23 protein-coding genes are annotated in these 22,776 nt (G+C 70.2%); 16 read left to right on the top strand and 7 right to left on the bottom strand.

Going from position 1 to position 22,776, the window contains the following annotated elements; translation table 11 throughout:
- The first annotated feature begins 39 nt into the window (after nt 1-39).
- Both PWG71_RS13620 and PWG71_RS13615 read left to right on the top strand, forming a co-directional pair.
- Nucleotides 40-969, top strand: coding sequence for an SGNH/GDSL hydrolase family protein (locus PWG71_RS13620; protein WP_446725023.1), 930 nt, complete (start codon nt 40-42; stop codon nt 967-969).
- Nucleotides 970-1,209: 240 nt separating this feature from the next.
- Complete coding sequence (locus tag PWG71_RS13615; protein WP_274810056.1) at nt 1,210-1,770, top strand: C40 family peptidase; 561 nt, start codon at nt 1,210-1,212, stop codon at nt 1,768-1,770.
- 98 nt (nt 1,771-1,868) lie between these two features.
- On the opposite strand, the gene PWG71_RS13610 is transcribed toward PWG71_RS13615, so the two are convergent.
- Nucleotides 1,869-2,561, bottom strand: a complete 693-nt coding sequence (locus PWG71_RS13610; protein ID WP_274810055.1) for a class I SAM-dependent methyltransferase — start codon at nt 2,559-2,561, stop codon at nt 1,869-1,871.
- A gap of 80 nt (nt 2,562-2,641) precedes the next feature.
- Between PWG71_RS13610 and PWG71_RS13605 the strand changes: the two genes are divergently transcribed.
- The 10 genes from PWG71_RS13605 (at nt 2,642) to ccsB (ending at nt 13,780) form a co-directional block, all read left to right on the top strand.
- Nucleotides 2,642-3,574: a sugar phosphate isomerase/epimerase family protein gene (locus PWG71_RS13605; RefSeq protein WP_274810054.1), complete on the top strand. Its 933-nt coding sequence runs from the start codon at nt 2,642-2,644 to the stop codon at nt 3,572-3,574.
- A gap of 91 nt (nt 3,575-3,665) precedes the next feature.
- Nucleotides 3,666-4,460: a pyrroline-5-carboxylate reductase gene (proC, locus tag PWG71_RS13600; protein WP_274810053.1), complete on the top strand. Its 795-nt coding sequence runs from the start codon at nt 3,666-3,668 to the stop codon at nt 4,458-4,460.
- A 636-nt stretch (nt 4,461-5,096) separates the two neighbouring features.
- The gene (locus PWG71_RS13595) at nt 5,097-6,548 is read left to right on the top strand and encodes a DUF1109 domain-containing protein (protein ID WP_342455972.1); all 1,452 of its coding nucleotides are present in this window, start codon (nt 5,097-5,099) and stop codon (nt 6,546-6,548) included.
- Nucleotides 6,549-6,771: 223 nt separating this feature from the next.
- Nucleotides 6,772-7,932, top strand: coding sequence for an acetoin utilization protein AcuC (locus PWG71_RS13590; protein ID WP_274810178.1), 1,161 nt, complete (start codon nt 6,772-6,774; stop codon nt 7,930-7,932).
- A 233-nt stretch (nt 7,933-8,165) separates the two neighbouring features.
- Nucleotides 8,166-8,966, top strand: coding sequence for a phosphatase (locus PWG71_RS13585; RefSeq protein ID WP_274810177.1), 801 nt, complete (start codon nt 8,166-8,168; stop codon nt 8,964-8,966).
- Nucleotides 8,967-9,216: 250 nt separating this feature from the next.
- A complete protein-coding gene (locus PWG71_RS13580) occupies nt 9,217-9,420 on the top strand; it encodes a helix-turn-helix domain-containing protein (RefSeq protein WP_013155995.1) in 204 nt (67 codons plus the stop codon).
- 268 nt (nt 9,421-9,688) lie between these two features.
- Entirely contained in the window at nt 9,689-10,381 is a 693-nt protein-coding gene (locus PWG71_RS13575; protein ID WP_274810052.1) for a TlpA family protein disulfide reductase, read from the top strand.
- The gene (locus PWG71_RS13570; protein ID WP_274810051.1) at nt 10,381-11,181 is read left to right on the top strand and encodes a cytochrome c biogenesis CcdA family protein; all 801 of its coding nucleotides are present in this window, start codon (nt 10,381-10,383) and stop codon (nt 11,179-11,181) included. Before PWG71_RS13575 ends, PWG71_RS13570 begins: the two co-directional genes overlap by 1 nt.
- Nucleotides 11,181-12,788 (top strand): cytochrome c biogenesis protein ResB, encoded by a 1,608-nt coding sequence (resB, locus tag PWG71_RS13565; RefSeq protein WP_274810050.1) that lies wholly within the window; start codon nt 11,181-11,183, stop codon nt 12,786-12,788. Before PWG71_RS13570 ends, resB begins: the two co-directional genes overlap by 1 nt.
- Nucleotides 12,785-13,780 carry a c-type cytochrome biogenesis protein CcsB gene (gene ccsB, locus PWG71_RS13560; RefSeq protein ID WP_274810049.1) on the top strand — a complete coding sequence of 332 codons (996 nt, stop codon included), beginning with the start codon at nt 12,785-12,787 and terminating at the stop codon, nt 13,778-13,780. The genes resB and ccsB overlap by 4 nt, the downstream gene beginning before the upstream one ends.
- A 6-nt stretch (nt 13,781-13,786) precedes the next feature.
- Here ccsB and PWG71_RS13555 read toward each other — a convergent pair whose 3' ends face one another.
- A complete protein-coding gene (locus PWG71_RS13555) occupies nt 13,787-14,758 on the bottom strand; it encodes a LacI family DNA-binding transcriptional regulator (protein WP_274810048.1) in 972 nt (323 codons plus the stop codon).
- 162 nt (nt 14,759-14,920) lie between these two features.
- On the opposite strand from PWG71_RS13555, the gene PWG71_RS13550 reads away from it, so the two are divergent.
- Nucleotides 14,921-16,216, top strand: a complete 1,296-nt coding sequence (locus tag PWG71_RS13550; protein ID WP_274810047.1) for a pectate lyase family protein — start codon at nt 14,921-14,923, stop codon at nt 16,214-16,216.
- A 79-nt stretch (nt 16,217-16,295) separates the two neighbouring features.
- Here the strand turns inward: PWG71_RS13550 and PWG71_RS13545 are convergent, their stop codons facing one another.
- Together PWG71_RS13545 and PWG71_RS13540 are read right to left on the bottom strand one after the other, a co-directional pair.
- Nucleotides 16,296-16,652, bottom strand: coding sequence for a PLD nuclease N-terminal domain-containing protein (locus PWG71_RS13545; RefSeq protein WP_274810046.1), 357 nt, complete (start codon nt 16,650-16,652; stop codon nt 16,296-16,298).
- Between the two features lie 239 nt (nt 16,653-16,891).
- Nucleotides 16,892-17,092: a BldC family transcriptional regulator gene (locus tag PWG71_RS13540; RefSeq protein ID WP_017535950.1), complete on the bottom strand. Its 201-nt coding sequence runs from the start codon at nt 17,090-17,092 to the stop codon at nt 16,892-16,894.
- 419 nt (nt 17,093-17,511) lie between these two features.
- Here PWG71_RS13540 and PWG71_RS13535 point away from each other — a divergent pair, with 419 nt between their 5' ends.
- Nucleotides 17,512-17,871: a DUF4229 domain-containing protein gene (locus PWG71_RS13535; protein WP_274810045.1), complete on the top strand. Its 360-nt coding sequence runs from the start codon at nt 17,512-17,514 to the stop codon at nt 17,869-17,871.
- On the opposite strand, the gene PWG71_RS13530 is transcribed toward PWG71_RS13535, so the two are convergent.
- Both PWG71_RS13530 and PWG71_RS13525 read right to left on the bottom strand, forming a co-directional pair.
- Complete coding sequence (locus tag PWG71_RS13530; RefSeq protein WP_274810044.1) at nt 17,868-19,094, bottom strand: MFS transporter; 1,227 nt, start codon at nt 19,092-19,094, stop codon at nt 17,868-17,870. The genes PWG71_RS13535 and PWG71_RS13530 overlap by 4 nt on opposite strands.
- Nucleotides 19,091-19,678 (bottom strand): ArsR/SmtB family transcription factor, encoded by a 588-nt coding sequence (locus PWG71_RS13525; protein WP_446725027.1) that lies wholly within the window; start codon nt 19,676-19,678, stop codon nt 19,091-19,093. Before PWG71_RS13525 ends, PWG71_RS13530 begins: the two co-directional genes overlap by 4 nt.
- Nucleotides 19,679-19,869: 191 nt before the next feature.
- Between PWG71_RS13525 and PWG71_RS13520 the strand changes: the two genes are divergently transcribed.
- Nucleotides 19,870-20,295, top strand: a complete 426-nt coding sequence (locus PWG71_RS13520; protein ID WP_274810042.1) for a hypothetical protein — start codon at nt 19,870-19,872, stop codon at nt 20,293-20,295.
- A gap of 36 nt (nt 20,296-20,331) precedes the next feature.
- Here the strand turns inward: PWG71_RS13520 and PWG71_RS13515 are convergent, their stop codons facing one another.
- On the bottom strand, nt 20,332-21,594 hold the full coding sequence (locus PWG71_RS13515) for a hypothetical protein (protein ID WP_446725022.1): 1,263 nt from the start codon (nt 21,592-21,594) through the stop codon (nt 20,332-20,334).
- A gap of 147 nt (nt 21,595-21,741) precedes the next feature.
- Between PWG71_RS13515 and PWG71_RS13510 the strand changes: the two genes are divergently transcribed.
- Nucleotides 21,742-22,452 carry a demethylmenaquinone methyltransferase gene (locus PWG71_RS13510; RefSeq protein ID WP_274810041.1) on the top strand — a complete coding sequence of 237 codons (711 nt, stop codon included), beginning with the start codon at nt 21,742-21,744 and terminating at the stop codon, nt 22,450-22,452.
- The last annotated feature ends 324 nt before the right edge of the window (nt 22,453-22,776 follow it).

Here is a 22,776-nt window from a genome sequence, read left to right as displayed (position 1 = left end):
GAACCTCCGCACCCCCCGCTCACCGAAGAGGAGACCCGCGTGCCCCGCACCGACACGCCGTCCATGCCCCCCGTTCCCCCGGTTCCCACGGAGAAGTCCGCGATGACGCGACGCTCCCGGAAGATCGCCCTGGCGGCGGTCGCCGCGCTGGGCCTGTCCCTGATCGCCGCCCCCGCGGCCGCCGAGGAGGCCGCCGACTTCGGGCACTACGTCGCCCTCGGCGACTCCTTCACCTCCGGTCCGCTCATCCCGCCGTACGCGCCCGGCTCCGACCCCCGCTGCCTGCGCTCGTCGGCCAACTACGCCCGGCTCACCGCCGATCGCCTCGGGGTGGCCTCGTTCACCGACGCCAGCTGTTCGGGCGCGGTCACGGCCGATCTCCGCGAGTCCCAGCACCGCGGGGTGGCCCCGCAGTTCGACGCCCTCACCCCGGACACCGACCTGGTGACGGTGGGGATCGGCGGCAACGACTTCGGGTTCTCGGAGGTCTTCACCACCTGCGCCAAGCGCAGTCTGGAGAACCCGCTGGGCAACCCCTGCGAGCGCTACTACGGCGACGAACTGGAGCAGCGGGTCGAGGACCTGCGCGACGAGATCTCCGGGGTGTACGGGGAGATCGCCGAGCGCAGCCCGAACGCGACCGTGCTCGCGGTGGGCTACCTCCAGATCCTCCCCGAGAGCCGGGGGTGCTGGCCCCGCGAGCCGATCGCCCGCGGCGACGTGCCCTTCCTCGACGGGGTGCAGAACGCGCTCAACGCGATGATCGCGGAGGAGTCCACCGCCCGGGGCGCGACCTTCGTCGACGTCCTGGAGCGCGGTCACGACATCTGCTCGCCCGCCTCCCAGCGCTGGGTGGAGGGCCTGATCCCGGAGAACTCCGCCGCCCCCGTGCACCCCAACGCGGCGGGCATGGCGGCCACCGCCGATCGCGTCGCCGGCGCCCTCGGACTCCCCGCCGAGGTCGCGTAGCACCGGCTGCCACGGTGCGTGACCGGAGCGATCGAGGTGATGGTCGGTTAATCCCTCCCTGGCCTGGTTTCGGCACCCTTTGTAAAGCATGCTTTACCTTTTTTGGATACCGATTAGACTACGGAGAGTGACTTCTTGCGGTGTCTGTGTGACGAATGAAGTGCGTCGAGGCGGACCGACCCGCGTCACGGTGACGTGGACGCCACGGCGAACCGATTCGTCATGTGGAGGACCACCGTTATGCGACTACCGCGACAGCACGAGCGAACGCAGGCCTGTCGTCCCACGGAAGCGGGGCGACAGGCCACGTCCTCCCGGCGCGCTCGGAGAGGAACGCGCGGGCTCACCGTCGCCGCCCTGGCCGCCGCGCTGACGCTCGGCACCGCGTCGGTGCCCGCGCACGCCGCGCCACCCGCCGAGGCCGAACGCGTCCACCAGTTGTCCTCCTCCGCCGCGGAGAAGGCGATCGACGCCGCCGAGTCCCAGAAGGGGACCCCCTACTCCTGGGGAGGCAGCAGGCCCGGAGGCTTCGACTGCTCCGGCCTCGTCCAGTGGTCGTTCAAACAGGCCGGGGTGAGTCTGCCCCGCATCGCGCACGACCAGGTCCGCTCCGGCACCCGCGTCAGTTACGCCAACGCCAGGCGCGGTGACCTGCTCTACTGGACCGACAGCGGCGGCTACGCCTACCACGTCGCCATCTACCTCGGCAGGGGCCGGATGATCGACGCGCCCCGATCGGGCGACCGCGTCCGTGAGCGGGACGTCACCCGCTACAACCTCGCCGGAGCCGTGCGGCTGTGACGCCGCGCTCGCCGGCCGCGCGTTCGACGCCGACGGCCGCGAGCACCCGCCCTCCCGGGGGGTGACCCCGGCGGCCCGCACCCTTGGACCAGGTGCCCTCAGTACCTCCGCCACCAGAGATTGATCGCGTAGTCCACCGTCGTACCCGGGTGCGCCGCGATGATCTCCTCCGCCAGTGCCGGAGGGAACTCGATCCCCACCACCGCCTCGAAGGCGCGGCGGTCGGTGAAGTCCCAACGCATCGTCAGGGCCTCACGCTCGAAACCGCGGGAGGACCAGAACCGCTCGACGGAGACCGGGTCGTACGACGGCAGAGACCGTCGGAACCAACCGCCGAACGTGGAGCGGGTCGCGTCGTTGTCGATCACGAAGGCGACCCCTCCGCGTCGCATCACCCGGTCCAACTCGACCAGCCCGGGTTCGCAGCCGGGACCGAAGAAGTAGGCCCAGCGGGCGTGCGCGATCTCGACGACGGAGTCGGGGACGGGCAACCGCTGGGCCACTCCGCCCAACACCTCGACCCCGGGCAGGCCCGCCACCCGGGCCCGCGCCCGTGCCGCCAACGCCGGATGGGGCTCCACCCCGGTCACCCGCGCCGCGCGGCCGGCGAACCGGGGCAGGTGGAAACCGGTACCGCACCCGATGTCCAGTACCCGGGCCCCGGACATCGGACGGATGCGCTCCATCGCCGTCTCGATGACCCGATCCGGGTCCACTGCGAGATTCTCCAGCTCATAGACGTCGGGGTGACGCCAGATGTTCGGACTGGGAACGGCTTCCACGGGGATCATGACCGACGAGCGTACCGGCGGCGCGCCACGTTCACACGACGGCTACGCACAAGGCGCTCCCGAGCGCATACCCTGTCCACGTGAGCGCTATCCAGGTACCAGACGCGCCCGTCGTCCTCTCGACGGCATCGGTCTACCCTGAGAAGACACCGGCCGCCTTCGAGATCGCCGCCAAACTGGGGTACGACGGCATCGAGGTGCTCGTCTCCTCCGACCCGGCGAGCCAGGACATCGACCTGCTCAGGCGGCTCTCCGACTACCACCAGGTCCCCGTCACCGCGGTCCACTCGCCGTGCCTGGTCCTCACCCAGCGCGTGTGGGGGCGCGAACCCTGGGGCAAACTCGTCCGCTCCAAGGAGATGGCCGAGGCCCTGGGGGCCAAGACCATCGTGGTCCACCCCGCCTTCCGCTGGCAGCGCGACTACGCCCGTGATTTCGAGATCGGCGTCGCCCGCATGCAGGAGGAGACCGACGTCGTCTTCGCCGTCGAGAACATGTACCCGGTGCGCGTGCGCGACCGCGAGGTCGTCCCCTACGCGCCGAGCTGGAACCCCCTCGACCGCGACTACGCCGACGTCACCCTCGACCTGTCGCACACCGCGATGTCCGGCTCGGACGCCATGGACATGGCCAAACGCCTGGGGGACCGGCTCTCCCACATCCATGTGGCCGACGGTTTCGGCGGGCAGAACCTCGACGAGCACCTCATCCCGGGCCGTGGCCGCCAACCCGTCGCCGAGCTCCTGGAGTACCTGGCCGGCGGTGGTTTCGAGGGGCAACTGGTGCTGGAGGTGAGCACCCGCAAGGCACCGGACCGGCAGGCCCGCATGCGGGAGCTGGCCGAGGCGCTGGCCTTCACCCGGCTGCACTTCGCCCGCCCGGCCGAACCCGCCGCCCACCCTCGCGATCGACGGGAGCGGATCGCCCTGCTGCGCCGTCGCCCGACCGCCCCGCCGCGCCTGTTCGAGGTGGACTCCACCGGAACGGTCGGCGACACCGGCGAGGAACGCTGACGCCCCCGGATTCCACGGTGTGAGACGCGGTGTCCGTGCGGGTGCCCGGGGGCGGCTAGCTTTGAGAGGGACCGCAGAGAGGACCCTTTTCATGATCGCGATCATCGGCGCAGGGAAGATGGGCGAGGCGTTGCTCGCCGGGATGTTGACCAAGGGCCACGCGCCGGAGGACGTCCTCGTCACCGAGCCGCGCGAGGAGCACGCCGCCGAACTGCGCGCGCGCTACCGGGTGGAGGTCGTGCCCGCGGTCGACGCGGCCAAGCGCGCCGACACGCTGCTGCTGGCACTCAAACCGCAGGACATGGTCGCCCTGCTGGACGAGATCGCCCCGCACCTGGCCCCCGGCCGACTCGTCATCTCGGTCGCCGCCGGACTCACCACCGCCGTGATGGAGGATCACCTGCCCCCGGGCACCCCGGTGGTCCGGGCCATGCCCAACACCCCCGCCCTCATGGGGCAGGGGATGACCGCCATCGCGGGCGGGGCCCACACCGAGGCCGCCCACCTGGAGCGCGCCGAAGCGCTGCTGGCCACCGTCGGCGAGGTGATCCGGGTCGGCGAGCAGCACATGGACACCGTCACCGCGATCTCCGGCAGCGGGCCGGCCTACTTCTACTTCATCGCCGAGACGATGATCGAGGCCGGCGTCGCGATGGGGATGCCGCGCGCCACCGCGCAGAAACTCGTCGGGCAGACCATCACCGGCGCCGCCGCCATGCTCAACGACTCGGGGGAGCACCCCGTGGTCCTGCGCGAGGCGGTCACCTCGCCGGGCGGGACCACCGCGGCGGCGTTGCGGGAACTGGAGCGGCACGGCGTGCGCACCGCGTTCACGGACGCGATCGAGGCCGCCCGGGACCGGAGCAACGCCCTTTCCGGGAACTGAGGGGACACCTGCTCCACGGTGCTGAGATGCGCCGTGAGGACGGTCGGTTCCGGTCGAATGTGGCCGGAAACGGTCGGACTGCGCGAAGGGGTCGTCCGGGTACATGGATAGTGTCAAAGGGAGGGCGGGAACGCCCTCGGAAGGCCCTGCCGTCTCCCAGGAGGCAGGGCCGCCTCCCCCGTCCACCCGACCCCAGGGCCTTTCATGAGTTCTCCCCCTTCGTCCCCAGACCCCTCCCGCCCGCCGGGTGGTCCCGTTCCCCCGCCCGGCGGACCACCGCCCGCAGGGAACCGGTCCGGCGGCCCGCCTTCCGGTCCGCAGACGGGTGGCAACACCCCCTACGGTGGTACGCCCGCTCCGGGTACCCCGGCCGGCGGCCCGCCTTCCGGTCCGCAGACGGGTGGCAACACCCCGTACGGTGGTAACCCGTACGGCGGTACGCCCGCCGGCGGGATGTACTCCGGTGGCATGCCTCCCGGAGGCCCGACCGGCCCCGGAGGCCCGACCGGCCCCGGCGCCCCGATGGGTCCCGGCGGTCCCGGTGGTCCGTTCGGTCCGCCGTCCGGCCAGTTCGGTCCGCCCCCGCCCCCGCCTCCGCGGCCCAAACGCCTCGGTCTGTTCGCCTCTCCCAGCGCCGTGCGGACCGGGGCCCTCAACGCCTCCGGTCTCGGCATCGGTTACCTCCGCCTCAAGCAGTGGCCGTTCTTCGTCGCGGCCCTGATCATCACCGTCGGCCTGCTGATCACCGCGGCCTTCGTCGGCGCCGCCGACAACCTTCTGCTGTGGGTCCCCATCTTCCTGGTGTGGTTCCTCGCCGCCGCCCTGCACGGCCTCTTCGCCGGCCGTTCCCACGACGAGCGGCTCCTCGCCCAAGGGGGCACCCCGCCCCGGGGGGCACTGCCGATCCTCACCGCGGGCGGTCTGGTCGTCGCCCTCCTCGTCGCACTCACCTCCGTGTGGCAGCTCGGCGAGTGGCGTCTGCGGGTCGCCGACGCCACCCACGCGCGCGGCGACTGCGGCACCTCCGAGGCGGTGGCCGGTTACCACGCCGTCGAGGACTTCTTCCAGTTGTCCTTCTCCTCCTCCTTGATGGAGCGGGCGAGGGCGGGCGTCGCCGCCTGCGAACTGCTCGATCGGGCCCAGGACGACGTCGCGGCCGAGGACTACGAGCAGGCCCTCGACTCCTACGCGACCTACTTCGAACACCCCGCCGCCCGTTGGCAGGACACCGACGGCGAGGTCGCCGACATCCACCTGTCCTACGCGACGGACCTGGCCGAGACCGCCGACGCCGAGTTCTCCGGCTCGGTCACCCCCGAGTACAGCGACGCCATGACACGGGCCCAGGAGATCTTCTCGATCATCCCGGTCGACTACGAGGGCACCGAGGCGGCCGGGCAGGTGCCCCAGGCACTCACCGACCTCTACGAGACCGGCACCAACCGCCTGGGCTCGGACTGGTGTACGGGGCTGGAGCAGATCGACATCCTCCGGGACCTCGACTGGAGCGCCGCGCCCGAGGTCACCGAGCGCATCGACGGCGATCGGCCCGAGGCCGTCCTCGAATGCGGCTGGGCGTCCGTGGACGCCCAGGAGTTCGACCATGCCGATGACATGGTCGAGATCCTCGAAGCCGAGTACACCGAGTACGAGGCCAAGGACGTCGAGAAGATGGTCACCCACATCGGTGCCGGGCGCATCGAGTTGGAGATGGACACCCTGACCATCCTCGGTGACAGCGCGCTGGACGCCACCCCCACGGCGAGCTCCGGCAACGACAAGTTCGTCTTCGAGCTCGTCAACCACTCGCCGTACGACCTGCGCTTCCTCTACGTCGGACCGGACAAGGTCCACGGCGAGGTCGTCGCGGACGCCTGTGACGACTGCGACGTCTACAAGCCCGGCTCGCCGCCCTCCCAGGACGCCTGCTTCAGTGAGGGCGAGACCCTGGAGGTCGAACTCGACCCGGGCGAGTACCGGATCGTCATCGCCTACAGCGACCCGCTCACCCGCCCCTCGGAGGGCACGGTGAAGCTGAAGGGCGGCGATCTCTCGTCGAGCTGCTACTTCGTCACCTCGGGGAGCTAGAGGACGCCGCCCGCGGTGGCACGGCGGAGCGGGCGTTCGCTCGACACGCCCCGGCACCCGGACAACGGACGGGCCGGCGCGGGAACCCCCGCACCGGCCCGCCCCGTCGGTGGGACCCCGGGGTTCGTGGCACAGTCCGCACTTGCGTACTGTGTGCTTCGGAGCACGTACACCTGAAACGGGGGTCACCGACATGGGAGGGCGCACGTCCTGCTCGCTTCGGGTGGCATGGGACGACGGGTTGACCGCCTACGACTTCGGGCCACAGCACCCGATGGCACCGATCCGGGTCGAGCTGACCATGGCGCTCGCCCGGGGACTCGGGGTCCTCGACGCCCCCGGGGTGTCCCTCCTGGACGTCGAACCCGCCTCCGACGAACTCCTGTCGCTGGTGCACGACCGCTCCTACATCGAGGCGGTCAAACGGGCCGGGCGCACCCTCGAACCCGATGACGCCCACATGCTCGGCACCGCCGACAACCCCGTCTTCAAGGACATGCACGACGCGGCGGCGCTCATATCGGGTGCCTCCGTCGCCGCCGCCAAGGCCGTGTGGACCGGCGACACCTCCCACGCGGCCAACATCGCGGGCGGCCTGCACCACGCGATGCCCGGCAACGCCTGGGGTTTCTGCGTCTACAACGACCCGGCCCTGGCCATCGCCTGGTTGTTGGAGCAGGGCGCCAAGCGGGTCGCCTACGTCGACATCGACGTCCACCACGGTGACGGCGTCCAGCGCGCCTTCTACAACGACCCCCGAGTGCTCACCATCAGCCTCCACGAGTCGCCGGCGACCCTGTTCCCGGGCACCGGTCAGGCCGGCGAGACCGGTGGGCCCGCCGCAGAGGGGTACTCGGTCAACGTCGCCCTGCCCGCGGGCACCGGAGACAGCGGCTGGCACCGGGCCTTCGACGCGGTCGTCCCGCCGCTGCTGCACGAGTTCCAGCCGGAGATCCTCGTCACCCAGCAGGGCTGCGACACCCACGCTCTCGACCCGCTCGCCAACCTGACGCTGAGCATCGACGGCCAGCGACGCGCCTACGCCGAACTGCACAAGCTCGCCCAGCGCACCGCGGGCGGCCGCTGGGTGCTGTTCGGCGGTGGCGGGTACGGCCTGGTCCACGTCGTGCCCCGGGCCTGGACCCATCTGCTCGGGGAGGCGGCCGGCCTGCCCATCGACCCGGACACCGAGACGCCGCAGTCCTGGCGCGACTTCGTCCGGGAACGGACCGGGGAACTGGCCCCCCTGTACATGACCGATGGCCGCGAGGTGACCTTCGCGCCCTTCGAAGAGGGGTACGACCCCGGAAACCCGGTCGATCGCGCCATTCACGCGACCCGGACCGCGGTGTTCCCCAGCCACGGCATCGATCCGAGTCTCTGAAGACACCCTTTCGTTCCGATCCCTTCCTTTATCGGACCCGATGTCCGTGATCCCGGTATCGTTTCCGGGGGAGTGATGTCGCTCGATGGGACCCGGGGTGAATTCCCCAGAGGCAGGGCGTGGCGTGCGTCCAGCGGGTAGGAAGAGGTTGAATACCGGGCGAACGGGAGCAGGCGTCGTGGTGGCCGCACGGCGTGTCACGTGTTCGCCCCGACGAGGAAGGGGAACACCTGGTGACGCCGCCGACACGTGCTGAACTCATCTCCCATCTGGTGCGAACGGGGATCGCCGGACACGTCGACACCTCGCGTCAGAACAACCTTCGGCATTACCGGCGCCTCGTCCAGAAGGACCCCTACCACCAGTTCGGTCTCACCTTCTCCCACGATTGGACCTTCTCCGAGGTCCTCGCGCTCATGAACAAACGGTGCGGGGTGGTCGGCGACGAGGACTACGTCTGGGGGATCGACACCATCGACCCCGACCTCACGGTCGACGCCCTGGAGGCCGTCGCCGACCGGCTGGCCCTGGCCGCCGAACGCCGCGAGCGGATCCTGTTCGCCACGGGACACCCGAACAAGCTCCAGGGGACCTACCGGGTATGGAAGGACGCCCTCTCCGCCCGGGGGTGTCCGGTCGTCACGGCCGCCGCCCGCGGCTACACCTACGAGGTGACCACCGAACGGCCGCCCAATCGGCGCTTCGTGGTGTGGCGGGACGAGATCGCCATCGTCACGGACGGACACCTGGCCCGGCACAGCCACCACCCGTTCGCCATGCGCGCCATCCTCGGGGACCTCTCCGACCGCGGTGAGCCATGGCCGCAGTTGGTCATCGCCGATCACGGGTTCGCGGGTGCGGCAGGGGAGGCGGGAGTGCCGACGCTGGGGTTCGCGGACTGCAACGACCCCGCGCTCTTCCTCGCCGAACATGAAGGAAAACTACTGGTCACGGTCCCTTTGGATGATGGTTATCTCACCGAGGACTACGCGCCGCTGCGGGATTACGTTCTCTCCCGATCCGGTCTCTCCTGAGGCGTGGCGACCATTTATACCCACTGTTAAACCTCATCGGACGCGCCCTCCGGGTATTGCCCGGAAGAAGACGCTGACGGCCTTTCGCAGACGGGAACTCCGCTCTACTCTGAAAACGGACGTGTCAGTAGTGACAGCATGACACGCCGGCGTGGCGTTGGGACGGGCACATACCGGGGTCGCTCCTCCGGGCGTCACGTTGGGCTGAACGGTAGGCAATACTCACGTCCGGGAATGAGGGCGTCGGAAGATGAACGGGAGCAAGCCGCCTCTCGAAGAGGTCAGGTTCTTGACCGTGGCGGAGGTCGCCACGATCATGCGAGTGTCCAAGATGACCGTGTACCGAATGGTGCACTCGGGAGTTCTCCCCGCGATTCGCGTGGGGCGTTCCTATCGTGTCCCCGAACGGGCCGTGCACGACTACCTCCGCGAGGCTTTCGTCGAGGCGGGCTGATCGGGAACGGCCTGACCGGGACGGGTGCACACCCTCCCGGTCGGCCGCTCGATCGCGAGGGGCGGAAGACCCGCGCCCCCAAGGGTGATCCGCCTCTCGCGACGAGTCCCCTCCCACCAGGGGCGTACGTCTCTTGTGGCGGGGTGAAGGAACGGGCCTCAGGGCGTCTACTACACTTTGTCGTTGTTGTAGTCCGCCCTGTTCACACCCCGTTCGCGAGGTCACCTCGATGCCCAGTGCCAGTACCGGTGCGCGGCCCCTTCACGCCGTGACGCGCCTCGCCGTGACCACGGTGGTCGCCGTACTCGCCCTCACCGGATGCGCCGGTGGCAACGAGATCGAGACGGGCGGCGAAGAGGACCGCTTCATCTCCGGAGACGGCAGTGCCACCGCCTTCTCCACCGACGAACGCGTCGAGGCCCCCGACTTCTCCGGCGCCACCCTCGACGGTGACGAACTCTCCCTGGCCGACTACGAGGGACGGATCCTCGTCCTCAACGTGTGGGCCAGCTGGTGCGGCCCCTGCCGTACCGAACAACCCGTCCTGGACGAGGTGAACACCGAGTACGCCGACCTGGGCGTCGACTTCCTCGGCGTCAACATCAAGGACGACGACACCGCCGCCCGCGCCTACCTGGACAACAAGGGCGTCGAGTACCCGAGCCTGTACGACCAGCCCGGTGAGGTGCCCCAGGCGTTCCGGGGGACGGTCCCGCCCCGGGCCATCCCCAGCACCCTCGTCATCGACCCCGACGGACGCATCGCGGCCCGGGTCATCGGCCCCACCACCTACGGTCAGCTCACCGGCCTGGTGGACACCCTGGTCGTCGAGTACGACTTCGGGGACCCGGAGGAACGGCCGCGCGTGGCCGAGCAGGAGGCCCGGGAGCGCGAGGACGAGGGGGCCGGGGACACCGCCACCCCGTCGGCCTCGCCGAGCCCTGAAGAGGACGACGCCTGATGGACCCCGTCGGCACCACCGTCCTCACCGGGTCCCTCCTCCTCGCCGCCCCGCTGGCGCTCGCCGCGGGGCTGGTCTCCTTCCTCTCCCCGTGCGTGCTCCCCCTGGTCCCCGGCTACCTGTCGTACGTGACCGGGATGAGCGCCGCCGACGTTCGTCAGCGCACGTCGGTCGGCGGCGGGACCGCCACCCTCACCGACATCGACGACGAACTCGCCGCGCGCCGCTGGACCATGGTCACCGGCAGCGTGTTGTTCATCGCCGGCTTCACCCTGGTGTTCGTCGCGGTCGGCGGCTTCATCGGCTGGCTCGGCGACGTCCTGGTGGAGTACACCGACCCCATCACCCGCGGCCTGGGCGTGCTGACGATCGTCCTGGGCCTGGCCTTCATGGGCGTCCTGCCCGGCTTCGCCCGTGAGTTCCGCTTCCACCGGCTTCCCAAGGCCGGCCTGGTGGGAGCCCCCCTGCTCGGGGTGCTCTTCGGGCTCGGCTGGACCCCCTGCATCGGACCGACCCTGGCGGCGGTGCAGACCCTGGCCTTCGTCGAGGGCGGCGCCGGTCGCGGTATGTTCCTCTCCCTGGTCTACTGCGTCGGACTGGGCCTGCCGTTCATCGTCGCCGCGCTCCTCTACCGCAAGGCGCTCACCGCCTTCGGCCACCTCAAACGCCACACCCGCACGGTCACCGTGATCGGCGGAGCCATGCTCGTCCTGGTCGGCCTGGCGATGGTGACCGGTCTGTGGACCCAGTGGACCATCGCCATGCAGGGCTGGGCCGCCGACTTCCAGACGGTGATCTGATGAGTACGACCACGACCGACACGAACGCTCCCGCCGAGGGAAGGGCGGGGGAGGGGCCCAGGGGACTGGGGCCGATCGGCTGGCTCCGCTGGGCCTGGCGCATCCTCACCTCGATGCGCACCGCGCTGATCCTGCTGTTCCTGCTCGCGGTCGGCGCGATTCCCGGTTCGATCCTGCCGCAGAACGTGGTCAGCGTCGACGAGGTCACCGCCTACACCAGGGAGAACCCCGAACTGGCCCCCTGGCTGGACCGGTTCCACCTCTTCGACGTCTTCTCCTCGCCCTGGTACGCGGCGATCTACCTGCTGCTGTTCGTCTCGCTGGCCGGATGCGTCATCCCGCGCGCGCTCGTCCACGCCCGCGCGGTGCGCGCCCGCCCGGTGCCCACCCCGCGCAACCTGGGACGGATGCCGTACGCGGCGAAGTTCGGCACCGACGCCGCCCCCGAGACGGTCCTCGCCGAGGCGCGGCGGGTGCTCAAGCGCTACCGGGTGGAGGGGTACGACGACTCCATCTCCGCCGAGACCGGCTACCTGCGCGAGGCGGGCAACGTCCTGTTCCACTTCGCCCTGCTCGGCCTCCTCGTGGCGCTGGCCGCCGGCTCGTTCTTCGGCTACCGGGGCAACATGCTCCTCGTCGAGGGCGACGGGTTCGCCAACACGCTGCCCTCCTACGACGCGATCTACCCCGGTCACTGGACCGACATGGACGGGATCGCCCCCTTCACCATCCACCTCGACGACTTCGAGGCCACGTTCATCGAGGACGGGAACCTGCGCGGGCAGGCCGCGTCCTACGTCGCCGACATCACCTACACCGAGGAGCCGGGCGGGCCGGAACTGACCCACCGGTTGGAGGTCAACCACCCGCTCAGCGTCTCCGGCGCGCAGGTCTACCTGCTCGGCCACGGGTACGCGCCCGAGTTCGTCGTGCGCGACGCCGACGGGGGCGTGGCCTTCGACCAGGCCGTGCCGTTCCTGTACCGGGACACCGCGGGCTTCGTGTCCGACGGCGTGGTGAAGGCCCCCGACGTGGGGGAGGAGGACGAACAGCTGGGCTTCGTCGGCGTCTTCCTGCCGTCCGCGGCCGAGACCCCCGACGGTGAGCTCACGTCGAGCTTCCCCGGCGCCGTCAACCCGCGGGTCACCCTGGAGGGGTACCGCGGGGACCTGGGGATGCGCGAAGCACAGTCGGTCTACCAGCTGCGCACCCAGGGCATGGAGCCGGTCGGTTCCTCTCCGGTGATGGAGATCGGTGACGTCTGGGAACTGCCCGACGGTGCCGGGTCCATCGAGTTCGCCGGCTACAAGGAGTACATCAGCCTCCAGGTCAACCGGGACGGAGCCCGCCTGCCCGCGCTCATCACCGCGGCCACCGCCGTCGTCGGCCTGCTGCTGACCCTGTTCATCCGCCCGCGCCGGGTGTGGGTGCGGGCCGTCCGAGGCGCGGACGGCCGTACCCGGGTGGAGCTGGCCGGGCTCGGCAAGACCGAGGCCGCCGGCGACAACGCCGAGTTCCACGAGATCACCACAGAGCTTGCCGGACGACTTCGGAACGAGTCGGACGACAACCCCCAGAACCCTTCCGACACGAGGAGTGACCGGTGACGTACACTCTCGCCGCGCCGGTGAACGAGACCATGGCGTCGGCCAGCGACACGCTGGTCATCGCCATGATCGTGACCTACGCCGCGGCCCTGTTCCTGTTCGCGATCGAGGCCGCCTACGGGCGACGGACCAAACTGAAGGCGGGCCGGTTGATGCCGGTCGGCGCCGGAGCGGTCGACGGGGGCTTCGCGGACGACATCGAGGTCAACGTCCGCACCACCGAGGGCGAGGCCAAGGCCTCCCAGAGCGTGCTGGGCCGCATCGCCCTGGGCGTGACCGCCCTCGGCTTCCTCATGGGCCTCGCCCAGATCATCACGCGGGGCGTGGCCGCCGGGCGCTGGCCCTGGGGCAACATGTTCGAGTTCGTGGTGGCGATGTGCCTGGTCGCGGTGGGCGTGCTGCTGTTCGCCTCGTTCCGCTACCAGGCCCGCTTCCTGGGCGCGTTCGTCCTGGTCCCGGTGCTGATCCTGCTGGGCATCGGCGTCAAGTGGCTGTACGTCGACCCCGGTCCGCTCATCCCGGCCCTGCACTCCTACTGGGTGCCGATCCACGTCACCGCCGCGATCCTGGCCGGCGGCGCGTTCATGGTCTCCGGTGTCACCGGCGTCATGTACCTGATCTCGCACCGCACCGAGGTCAAGCGGGCCCAGGGTGAAGAGGTCGTCGGCATCGCCGGCCGGTTGCCCGCGCCGGAGCTGCTGGACCGGATCTCCCACCGGCTCATCCTGTTCGCGTTCCCGCTGTGGACCTTCGGCATCATCGCCGGATCGATCTGGGCCGACGAGGCCTGGGGCCGGTTCTGGGGCTGGGACCCCAAGGAGGTCTGGTCGTTCATCTCCTGGGTGATCTACGCGGCCTACCTGCACGCCCGGGCGACCGGTGGTTGGCGCGGCCCCAAGGCGACGTGGATCAACGTGCTGGGCTTCGCGACGATCCTGTTCAACTTCTTCGCGGTGAACTACATGTTCAGCGGTCTGCACTCCTACGCCTGACCGTGCTCATCCCCGGGGCGCGGGGCCCGTCGAGTCGCGTTCGACCGGTCGGGTCCCCAGCGTGACGACCTCCGGGTCGGCGCCCCGCAGCAGGAGATCGACGGCCGCCCGGCCGGCCGCCTCCACCGGCATCGCCACGGTGGTCAGGGCAGGGCGGGTGTGCCGGGCGGTCAGGGTGTCGTCCGTGCCGACGACACTGAGTCGTTCCGGGACGGCCACGCCCCGCTCCCGGGCGGCGCGCAGCAGGCCGAGCGCCATCAGGTCGTTATGGGCCAGGACCGCCGTGACACCGAGATCGAGCACGGCGTCGAACGCCGCCGCCCCGCCCTCTTCCGTCGGCTGGTGCGGACCCACCCGATACGTCCGCACACCGTGTTCCCGGGCGGTCTCCTCGGCCGCGCGGACCGCCGCCCGCCCCGTCCAGGAGGCGGGGGGACCGAGCACGGTCGCGATCTCCCGGTGCCCCAGGTCGGCCAGTCGCCCGACGACCAGACGGATCCCCTCGCCGACGTCCATGAGCACGCACGGCAGCCGCCGGAGCCGCCGGTTGACGACCACGAGGGGGACCTCGTCGGCCAGCTCCCGGATCCGCCGGTCGGACAGCCGGGGGGAGACCAGGATCAGACCGTCGACCTGGCCCACCATGGAACGGACCGCCTCCTCCTCGACGTCGATCCGCTCGTCGGTGTCGGCGATGAACACGTGGTGGTCCCGCGCCCGCGCCTGGTCCTGCGCCGCCTTGATCAGCGGGGGGAAGAAGGGGTTGGCGATGTCGGCCACGATCACGCCGAGGTTCCCGGTGCGGCGGGTGGACAGCGCCCGGGCCGCCCGGTTGGGGCGGTAGCCCAACTCGTTCGCCACGGCCAGGACCCGGATCCTCGTCTCGGGGTTGACCAGGTGCGACGCGGAGAAGGCCCGGGACACGGTGGACGTGTGGACGCCGCTGGCCCGTGCCACGTCCTTGAGGGTCACGACCATTCCGCCACCTCGTCCGTGCTCGTCGGATCCTCAGACTAGAGCAAGCGGTTGCTCTGTGGGGACGGAGATTTTCCCGTTTTTCCAGGGAAAGGAGGGTTGATTCTCCTTCGTACTTCGGGGAGTTTGATGCAAACGTTTGCAATCATCCTCCAGGAGTGGACCATGCGAAGGCCCCTTTCCCCCGCCCTCGTCCTCGCGCTGGTCGCGGCCCTGACGGTGTCCCCGTCGACGGCGGCCGCCGACACCGACATCGGCAGGCCGGTCCTGCCGGAAGGGGACGGCTGGGCCTCCGCCGGCGGTGGTACCACCGGAGGCGCCGCCGCCACCGCCGCCAACGTGTTCCGGGTGTCGACCCCGGCGGAGTTCCGGACGGCCATCGCGGGCGACCAGCCCAAGATCGTGTACGTCGACGGTTCCATCGACGCCAACACCGACTCCGACGGAACCCCGCTGACCTGTGACGACTACGCCGTCGACGGTTACTCCCTGGAGGCGTACCTGGCCGCCTACGACCCCGAGGTCTGGGGGTGGGAGGATCCCTCCGGCCCCCTGGAGGAGGCCCGGCAGGCCTCGCAGGCGGTCCAGGCGGAACGGATCCGTTACCGGGTCGGCTCCAACACGACCATCGTGGGCGTCGACGACCGGAGCGAGATCACGGGGATGAACCTGCTCGTCCAGAACGCCCGCAACGTCATCCTGCGCAACCTCACCTTCTCCGACACCCACGACTGCTTCCCCGGCTGGGACCCCGGCGACGGCGGGACCGGCAACTGGAACTCCGAGTACGACCACGTCGAGGTCTCCGGGTCGAGGAACGTGTGGGTCGACCACAACACCTTCGATGACGGAGAACGGCCCGGGGCCGAGCAGCCCGAGTACTTCGGACGCAAGTACGAGGTCCACGACGGACTGTTGGACATCGTCCGCGCCACCGACCTGGTGACGGTCTCGTGGAACCACTTCGCCGAGCGTGACAAGGCCCTGCTCCTGGGCAACAGCGACGGCCGGACCACCGACCGGGGGTACCTCCGGGTGACCTGGCACCACAACCACTTCGACGGTCTGGGCCAGCGCGCCCCGCGCGTGCGGTTCGGCCAGGTCCACGTCTACAACAACCTCTACACGGTGAGCGGCGACCTCTACCAGTACTCCCTGGGGGCGGGGGTCGAGTCGCAGTTGTACGTGGAGAACAACCTGTTCGACCTGCGTGACGGGCACGCCCCGGGCTCCTTGCTGTACAACTGGGGCGGCACCGACGTGACCGGGGTGGGGAACGCGTTCATGACCGGGGGCGGGGGCCGCATCGCGGCGATCGACCTGGTCGCCGAGCACAACGCGGCCCGACCCGACCGGCCGTTGGGCGAGGAGGTCACGTGGGTGCCGCGGTACACCACGGGGGTCCAGCCCGTGCACGCCCTGCGAGGCCTGGAGCGGAAGGTGGGCGCGGGACTGCTGTGACGGTGAGCGAAGGGGGCCGCTCCGGATCCGGAGCGGCCCCCTTCGTCATGGGCCGTGCGGGGTGGTGCCCCGGGTGCGGTCACTCTTCGGGATCGATCCTCCGACGGAGACCCCGCAGGAACTCGGGATCGTCGTCCGGTCCCAGCGGGTGCGGGCTGTTGGAGGGCCTGGTGAAGTCCGACGGGTCGAGATCGTCGATGGAGGAGGCGGCCTGAGCCGGGGAGGACGCGCTCCTCCACACGGCGCTCGAACGGCGGGGGCGGCCCAGGAAGAGCCACAGGATCGAACCGACGGGCATGAACAGCGCGATGACGACCAGCCACAGGATCTTCGGGAGGTTCCGGGCATCCTGCGCCGGGGTGGTCAGCGCGTCGAAGAACGCGTACACCCAGAGAACGATCGATACGAGCGTGATCAGGCCACCAAGCCACACCATGATTCCAGCCTACTCTCGCTGTCCACTCCCCACGATCGGGACATTCGCCGTCACCACGATGCCGTCGCGAGGAGCGCGGCGTCAGGGCCGTCCAGACGTCGCGGCGGGCTATCGACCCGGACGTGGGGGCGATCCCGTGGGCATCGGCGCGATGTCCCGGGATCGACGAGGGGTGCGGCTCCCTTCCCCAGGGGTCCGCGGTGGGACTCCGGGATGCCTGCGGGGGCGTTCCGTTCGGGTCAGGGGGTGCTCTCGCTCGGTTCCCCGAGCAGGAGGGCGCGGACTTCGGACTCGCGGAAACGGCGGTGGCCGCCCGGGGTTCTGATGCTGCTGATCCGCCCGGAGGCGGCCCAACGGGTGACGGTCTTGGGATCAACCCGGAAGAGTGAGGCCACTTCCCCGGGGGTCAACAGGCGCTCGCTTGCTCGTTCCACCTTCACATTCCCCCAATCGTGCCCGCCTCGGACTGTGGGGGCGGCGGGCGTTTGATCCCCTAGTGTGCATGAGTTGGTCCGTTTCCTCCCTAGTTTTCGGAGAAATTGCGGTGTTGGGGGGAGGAGTACGCGATATGTGACCGGAACGTGATGTTCAGACCCTGCTGTCGGGATTGAAAACATCCCATGACTATCTGAATCGAAGTCATGGGTCCGATCACCCGTCCGGAGGAACACACGTCGACCCGGTGCGCGCTCTCGGACACTCACCCTTAACCTGGAGGTGAGAGCACATGAGCGCGCGGACGTCGGCCTCTTCGCGAGACCGATCCCCCGGAAACCGCGATGACGGACCGGCCGTCCCGTGCGTTGATGGGCGTAGCCATCAATCTAGTCCAGTCAATCGTCTGTTGTGAGGCTTTTCGATGCGTAGCTGGCTGCCCTATACCGCCGCCCGCCTGGGACTGTTCCTCGCGGCGTTCGGAGTCGTGTACCTCTTCGGCGCCCGCTCGTGGATGGCACTGATCCTCGCCTGGTTGATCAGCGGACTGGCGTCCTACGTCCTGCTGTCCCGACTGCGCGACCGGATGTCCGTCTCCGTCTCCGAACGCCTGGAGAAGCGCCGGGGGACCCTGGTGGGCGACCGTCTGGAGGACGGCGCCGCCCGCGAGGACCACCTCCAGGAGGTGCCCGAGGAGACCCCGGTCGAGGGGTCCCGGGACCGGGAGGCCATCGCCGTGGAGGCCCGCACCGAGGAGACCCCGGCCGCCCCCAAGGAGTCTTAGGGCTTCTGGGCCGACGACTCGGGCGCGGTCTCGGGCCGGTCCAGCCCGTGAGCGGACCGCCCGAACAGCGGCGTCAGCGCGACCAGCAGGTAGACCCCGGCCCCCGCCAGCACCACCGGCGCGATCCCCGCCAGGGCCACCCCCGTACCGATGATCGGTCCGCCCAGGGGCGCGGCCAGCCGCGCCAGCGCGCCGATGGTCGCCGTGCCCCGGCCCACCGCCTCCGGCGGCAGCCGTTCGAACAGCACCGCGCCCAGGATCGGGTTGAGCAGCCCGCCGAAGACCCCGCTGACAGCGAAGACCGCCAGTACCACCCACAGCGGGCCGTCCAGGGCCAGCACCGCGATGTGCGGCGGCCCGGCCAGCACCAGCCCGACGAAGAACGTCAGACGGCGCGGGAGCCGGTGGCCGACGGCGGTCGCCACCAGCGAACCCAGTACCGAGGCCGCGCCCACGGCGCCGCCGACCAGCCCCACGACCTCGGGGCCCATCCCGTTCTCGTGTACCCACACCGGCACGACCAGTGAGAACACGGCCATGTCGATCGCGTTGGTCACCGCGAGCACCAGCACCAGGGTGCGCAGCGTCGGGTCGTCCCAGATCACCCGGAAGCCCGAGAACAGGCTGCCCAGGTATCCGGTGCCGGTGGCCTCCGCGACCGGCGCGCCGACCCGGACCGCACTCAGCACCAGCGCGGACAGCACCAGAAGCACCGCGTTCCCGTACAGCGCGGGCAGCGCGCCCAACGCCGCCACCACGCCGCCCGCGGCCAGCGGGCCGATGGTCTGCGACAGCCGGTCCACCGTCCCGGTCAGCCCGGTCACCCGCTCGATCCGCATTCCGGCCGCCGCGGCCACCGCGGGGGCCAGCGACACCTTGGCCGCCTCGCCCGGGCCCGTGGCCAGGCCGATGACGGTCACCAGCACCAGCAGCAGCGGGAAGGACAGCACCCCGGCCGCGTGCGCCACGGGTACGCACACCACCGCGACGGCCCCCACCAGGTCCGCCCGGATACCCATCGCCCGCTGCCCCCACCGGTCCAGCAGCGGCCCGCCCAGCAGCCGGGCCAGGGTGTAGGAGCCCACCTCGAAGAAGGCGACCGCGCCCATGTGCGCGGGGCTGCCGGTGGTCTCCAGCACGAACCAGGGGACGGCGATCAGCGCCAGCCGCGTCGCGGTGTAGCTCAGGGTCTGGGCCAGGAGCAGGCCCGCGACGGGGTTCACCGCTCGTCCGGGTCGGGGAAGGCGGCGAACTGGACGTGCACGGACCGCCCGCCGGGAACGGGCTCCTCGTGCGCGTACCGGTCCAGCACCTCCTTCATGTCCCGGCGCAGCCCCTCCAGCTGTTCCAGGGTCAGGTGCGTCCGGCGTCCGGCCATCACCTGCGCCTCGCGCCAGCCCTCCGGCTGGGCGGTCCATCCGCCGATCGCCGCCGCCAGGTCGCGGCTCCAGCTCGCCGCCAGCGCCAGCCGCACGGCGGTGCTCAGCTCGGGCTCGTCGGTGTCCAGGTGCTCGGGGAACCGGAAGCCCTTGTGGACGGCCCTCCACCAGCGCTCCCGGGAGGTGCCCAACCCCGGGTCCTCCTCGATGAACCCGTGCGTCTCCAACTGCCGCAGGTGGTAGCTCACCGACGCCGAGGACACGTTCAGCCGCTCGGCGAGCGTCTTGCCGGTCGCCGGCCCGTGCGCCTGCAACAGGTCCAGGATGTGCATCCGCAGCGGATGCGCCAGACCGCGCAGCGACCGGGCGTCCAGGTGCTTGGCGTTCTCGAAGGGATCGCGGGGGGTCTCATCGCTCATACCCGGCATCATAAACACCCAAGGTTTCTTGGCCAAGAAACCTTGGGTGAAATCCCCACCGCCGTCAGCGTCCAGGTCGGTGGGTCCCCTGCGACTGGTCACCCTGGCGACGTGAGTCGGCCCGTGCTTCAGGACATCGAGAGAGGGCTGACGGGCCTGTTCGGAGAGAAGCGGGTGGAGAAGTGATGACCCACTGCACCGTGACCGTCACCAGAGACGAGGATCTGTGGGCGGCCATGATCGGCGGCCTGCCCGAAGGAAGGTTCGGCGGCCTTGACCACGTGAACTTCTCGGACATCCGGGAAGAAGTGCCCGAGGCCATCGCAGATCTGACCGACAGCGCTCCCGAGGACTTCACGATCACCTGGCGCCACGAGCTCGACGGCAGGGACGTCACCGAGGAGCTCTCCCACTTCATCGAGGTCGAAGAGCGTTTCCACCAGGTCGTTGAGGAGCACGAGAGCGGCCGGAGCCGGGCGCTCGATGCCATGCGCGAGGCGGGCCTGTCCCAGCGGACCATGGCCGGCGCGGTCAACCTGTCCCACCAGCGTGTGCAGCAGTCGCTGAACGGGCTCGGCGGTACCGCCCGGCGGGGGCGCAAGCCGGGCGAACGCACGGCGGTGTGAGGGTGGGCCCCGGCCGAAGGTCGGGGCCCACCGGGGTCAGCCGATGGGGAACATGCCCAGGCGGGCGTGGTACTCGCCGGCCAGCCGCTCGGTGTCGCTGCCGACGTACAGCCCTTCCGGGGTGGCGTGCATGGCCTCCACACCGTGCCCCCGGGACCGGCCCGGGTTCCAGGCCAGGGCGCGTCCGGTGCGCGGGTCGACGGCGGCGATGCCCTCGCGGGCGACCGACCCCGGCCCCGGGTTGAGGGCGCCCTGCTCGTTGTCCATCCACCTCTGGTGACCGCCCGCGTACACGGCGGCCCCGGTCACCTCGACCGAGTACAGCGAATCGCCGCCGGTCTTGTTGGACCACGTGGGCGTGGAGTTCGCGGTGTCGTTGTTCTCGAACCTCACCACGGCCTTGCACAGTCCCGGCTTGGTCTGCGGGCCGCCCGCCGTCACCAGCGCGAAGTAGGAGCCGTCGGGGGCGAAGTCCATCTGCCGCATGTAGGTGTGCATCGCCGAGTAGTCGCACTCCGGCTCGAACGCCTTCGTCGACCACCGGGTGGGGCGGCCGGTCGCGGTGTCCAGCATGGCGATCTGGTATCGGCTCTGTCCGTTCACCTTGGTGAACGTCCCGTTGATCACCAGCCGTCGCCCGTCGGGGCTCAGGGCCAGTTCCTGCACCCGCAGGCCGCCCCGGCGCTCCTCGGAGACGACCGGGGAGAACCGGGGGTCCACCGCGCCGGTGACCGTGTTCAGCCGGGCGATCGCCGGACGCGCGGTCCCGCCGATCCCGCGGAAGGAACCGCCGACGTAGAGCCGGGAGCCGTCGGTGGCCAGCCGGTGGACGGCGCCGCCGTCCACGGTCGTGGTGAACGCCGCGACCCGGGAACCGTCGAAGAGCCGCAGCCGTGCGAGCCCGCGCGCGGCGGTGCCGTTGACCGCCCGGAACTCGCCGCCGATGACGACGGTGCCGTCCGGTCCGGGCACCACCGAGTTGACGGTCCCGTTCACCCGGGGGGTGAAGTCGTGGATGATCCGCCCGGTCCCGTGCTCGAACGCGAAGATGTTGTGCAGTTCGTGCGTGCGGTCCCGGTCGGCCTCGGCGACCCGGCCGAACCCTCCGGCGACGATGACGACGTTCCCGACGCGCACGATGTCCTTGACGGCTCCGTCCAGGACGTGCGGGGTCCAGCGGACGGGTCGCTCGCTCACCACGGACCGATGCGCGGTGTCGCCCGCGACGGCCGGCGTCGGAGCCCCGATCGGGACCAACAGGGCCATGCCCAACGCCAGGGCGGTGAACTTGGGTTTCACGGACGGTCTCCTCGGTGGTGCGTCAGGGAAGGACATGACCGATTCTTGCAAAGAGTTGGTCCGAAATCACACACAGTGATGAAACCGATCCCGTGCGGGGTCCGGTCCCCGGCGCGTTCGGCTCGGGGCGGCCGTAGGCTGTGGGGTATGGCCCGCGCTGAACTCGACAAGAAGCCCCAGGACGTCGCGGCGATGTTCGACGGCATCGCCGACCGTTACGACCTCGTCAACGACGTCATCTCCCTCGGTCAGGACCGCGCCTGGCGCCGGGCGACCGTCAACGCCGTCGACGCCCACAGCGGTGAGCTGGTCCTGGACCTGGCCGCGGGCACCGGTACCTCCTCGGAGTCCTTCATCCGCAAGGGCGCCCGGGTGATCGCCTGCGACTTCTCGCTGGGCATGCTCACCACCGGCGTCCGACGGCGTGGTGGCGCCTCCAGGGGCGGCGTCACCTTCGTCGCCGGCGACGCCCTGCACCTGCCCTTCGCCGACGAGACCTTCGACGCGGTGACCATTTCGTTCGGCCTGCGCAACGTCAACGACGTGGACCGGGCCCTGCGCGAACTGCTGCGGGTGACCAAGGTCGGCGGCCGTGTGGTGATCTGCGAGTTCAGCCACATCCCGGTGGAATTCGTCGACCGTCTCTACTCGACCTACCTCATGGCCGCGCTGCCCCGGATCGCCGGCGCGGTGTCGGGCAAGAGCGAGTCCTACGACTACCTCTCGGAGTCGATCGTGGCCTGGCCGGCCCAGGCCGACCTCGCCCGACACCTCCAGGACGCCGGGTGGTCCCGTGTCGCCTGGCGGAACCTGTCGTGCGGGATCGTGGCCCTCCACCGCGGCTTCCGAGAGAAGTAAAAGCGACATAAGGCGCATGATGTCGTCTTCTTCTTGAATAGCTTCAAAGCTCTCAAAACCCGAGGAGTCCTGTGCTCCTCGGGTTTTTCGTGTGTTCGGTGTGGCGCATGTGGCGATGGAAAAGACTATGAGCTGCGTATTTGTTCATCAGTGGGGCCTTTGGTGGCTCTCATGCGCCTATGGGGCGATTGAGAATGTTTCGCTGCGTATACCCCCCCGGGCTCGCAACCCGGCCCCCAAGGGTCTAGACTGCCGAAAAGAGGCTTGTGAAGTGCTTCACAAGGACACGAGGGATGAGACACATGGCCCTATGTCCGACATGGC

It is taken from the genome of Nocardiopsis sp. N85 (genome assembly GCF_028882275.1).
GTDB lineage: Bacteria > Actinomycetota > Actinomycetes > Streptosporangiales > Streptosporangiaceae > Nocardiopsis > Nocardiopsis lambiniae.
Note: the sequence above shows the minus strand (reverse complement) of the source record. Positions and strands in the feature narration are given on the sequence as shown.

Coding starts and splice junctions, on each gene's coding strand:
- PWG71_RS13615 (WP_274810056.1), top strand. CDS start 1,210: ATGCGACTACCGCGACAGCACGAGCGAACGCAGGCCTGTCGTCCCACG.
- PWG71_RS13610 (WP_274810055.1), bottom strand. CDS start 2,561: ATGATCCCCGTGGAAGCCGTTCCCAGTCCGAACATCTGGCGTCACCCC.
- proC (WP_274810053.1), top strand. CDS start 3,666: ATGATCGCGATCATCGGCGCAGGGAAGATGGGCGAGGCGTTGCTCGCC.
- PWG71_RS13580 (WP_013155995.1), top strand. CDS start 9,217: ATGAACGGGAGCAAGCCGCCTCTCGAAGAGGTCAGGTTCTTGACCGTG.
- PWG71_RS13570 (WP_274810051.1), top strand. CDS start 10,381: ATGGACCCCGTCGGCACCACCGTCCTCACCGGGTCCCTCCTCCTCGCC.
- resB (WP_274810050.1), top strand. CDS start 11,181: ATGAGTACGACCACGACCGACACGAACGCTCCCGCCGAGGGAAGGGCG.
- PWG71_RS13555 (WP_274810048.1), bottom strand. CDS start 14,758: ATGGTCGTGACCCTCAAGGACGTGGCACGGGCCAGCGGCGTCCACACG.
- PWG71_RS13550 (WP_274810047.1), top strand. CDS start 14,921: ATGCGAAGGCCCCTTTCCCCCGCCCTCGTCCTCGCGCTGGTCGCGGCC.
- PWG71_RS13545 (WP_274810046.1), bottom strand. CDS start 16,652: ATGGTGTGGCTTGGTGGCCTGATCACGCTCGTATCGATCGTTCTCTGG.
- PWG71_RS13535 (WP_274810045.1), top strand. CDS start 17,512: ATGCGTAGCTGGCTGCCCTATACCGCCGCCCGCCTGGGACTGTTCCTC.
- PWG71_RS13525 (WP_446725027.1), bottom strand. CDS start 19,678: ATGCCGGGTATGAGCGATGAGACCCCCCGCGATCCCTTCGAGAACGCC.
- PWG71_RS13510 (WP_274810041.1), top strand. CDS start 21,742: ATGGCCCGCGCTGAACTCGACAAGAAGCCCCAGGACGTCGCGGCGATG.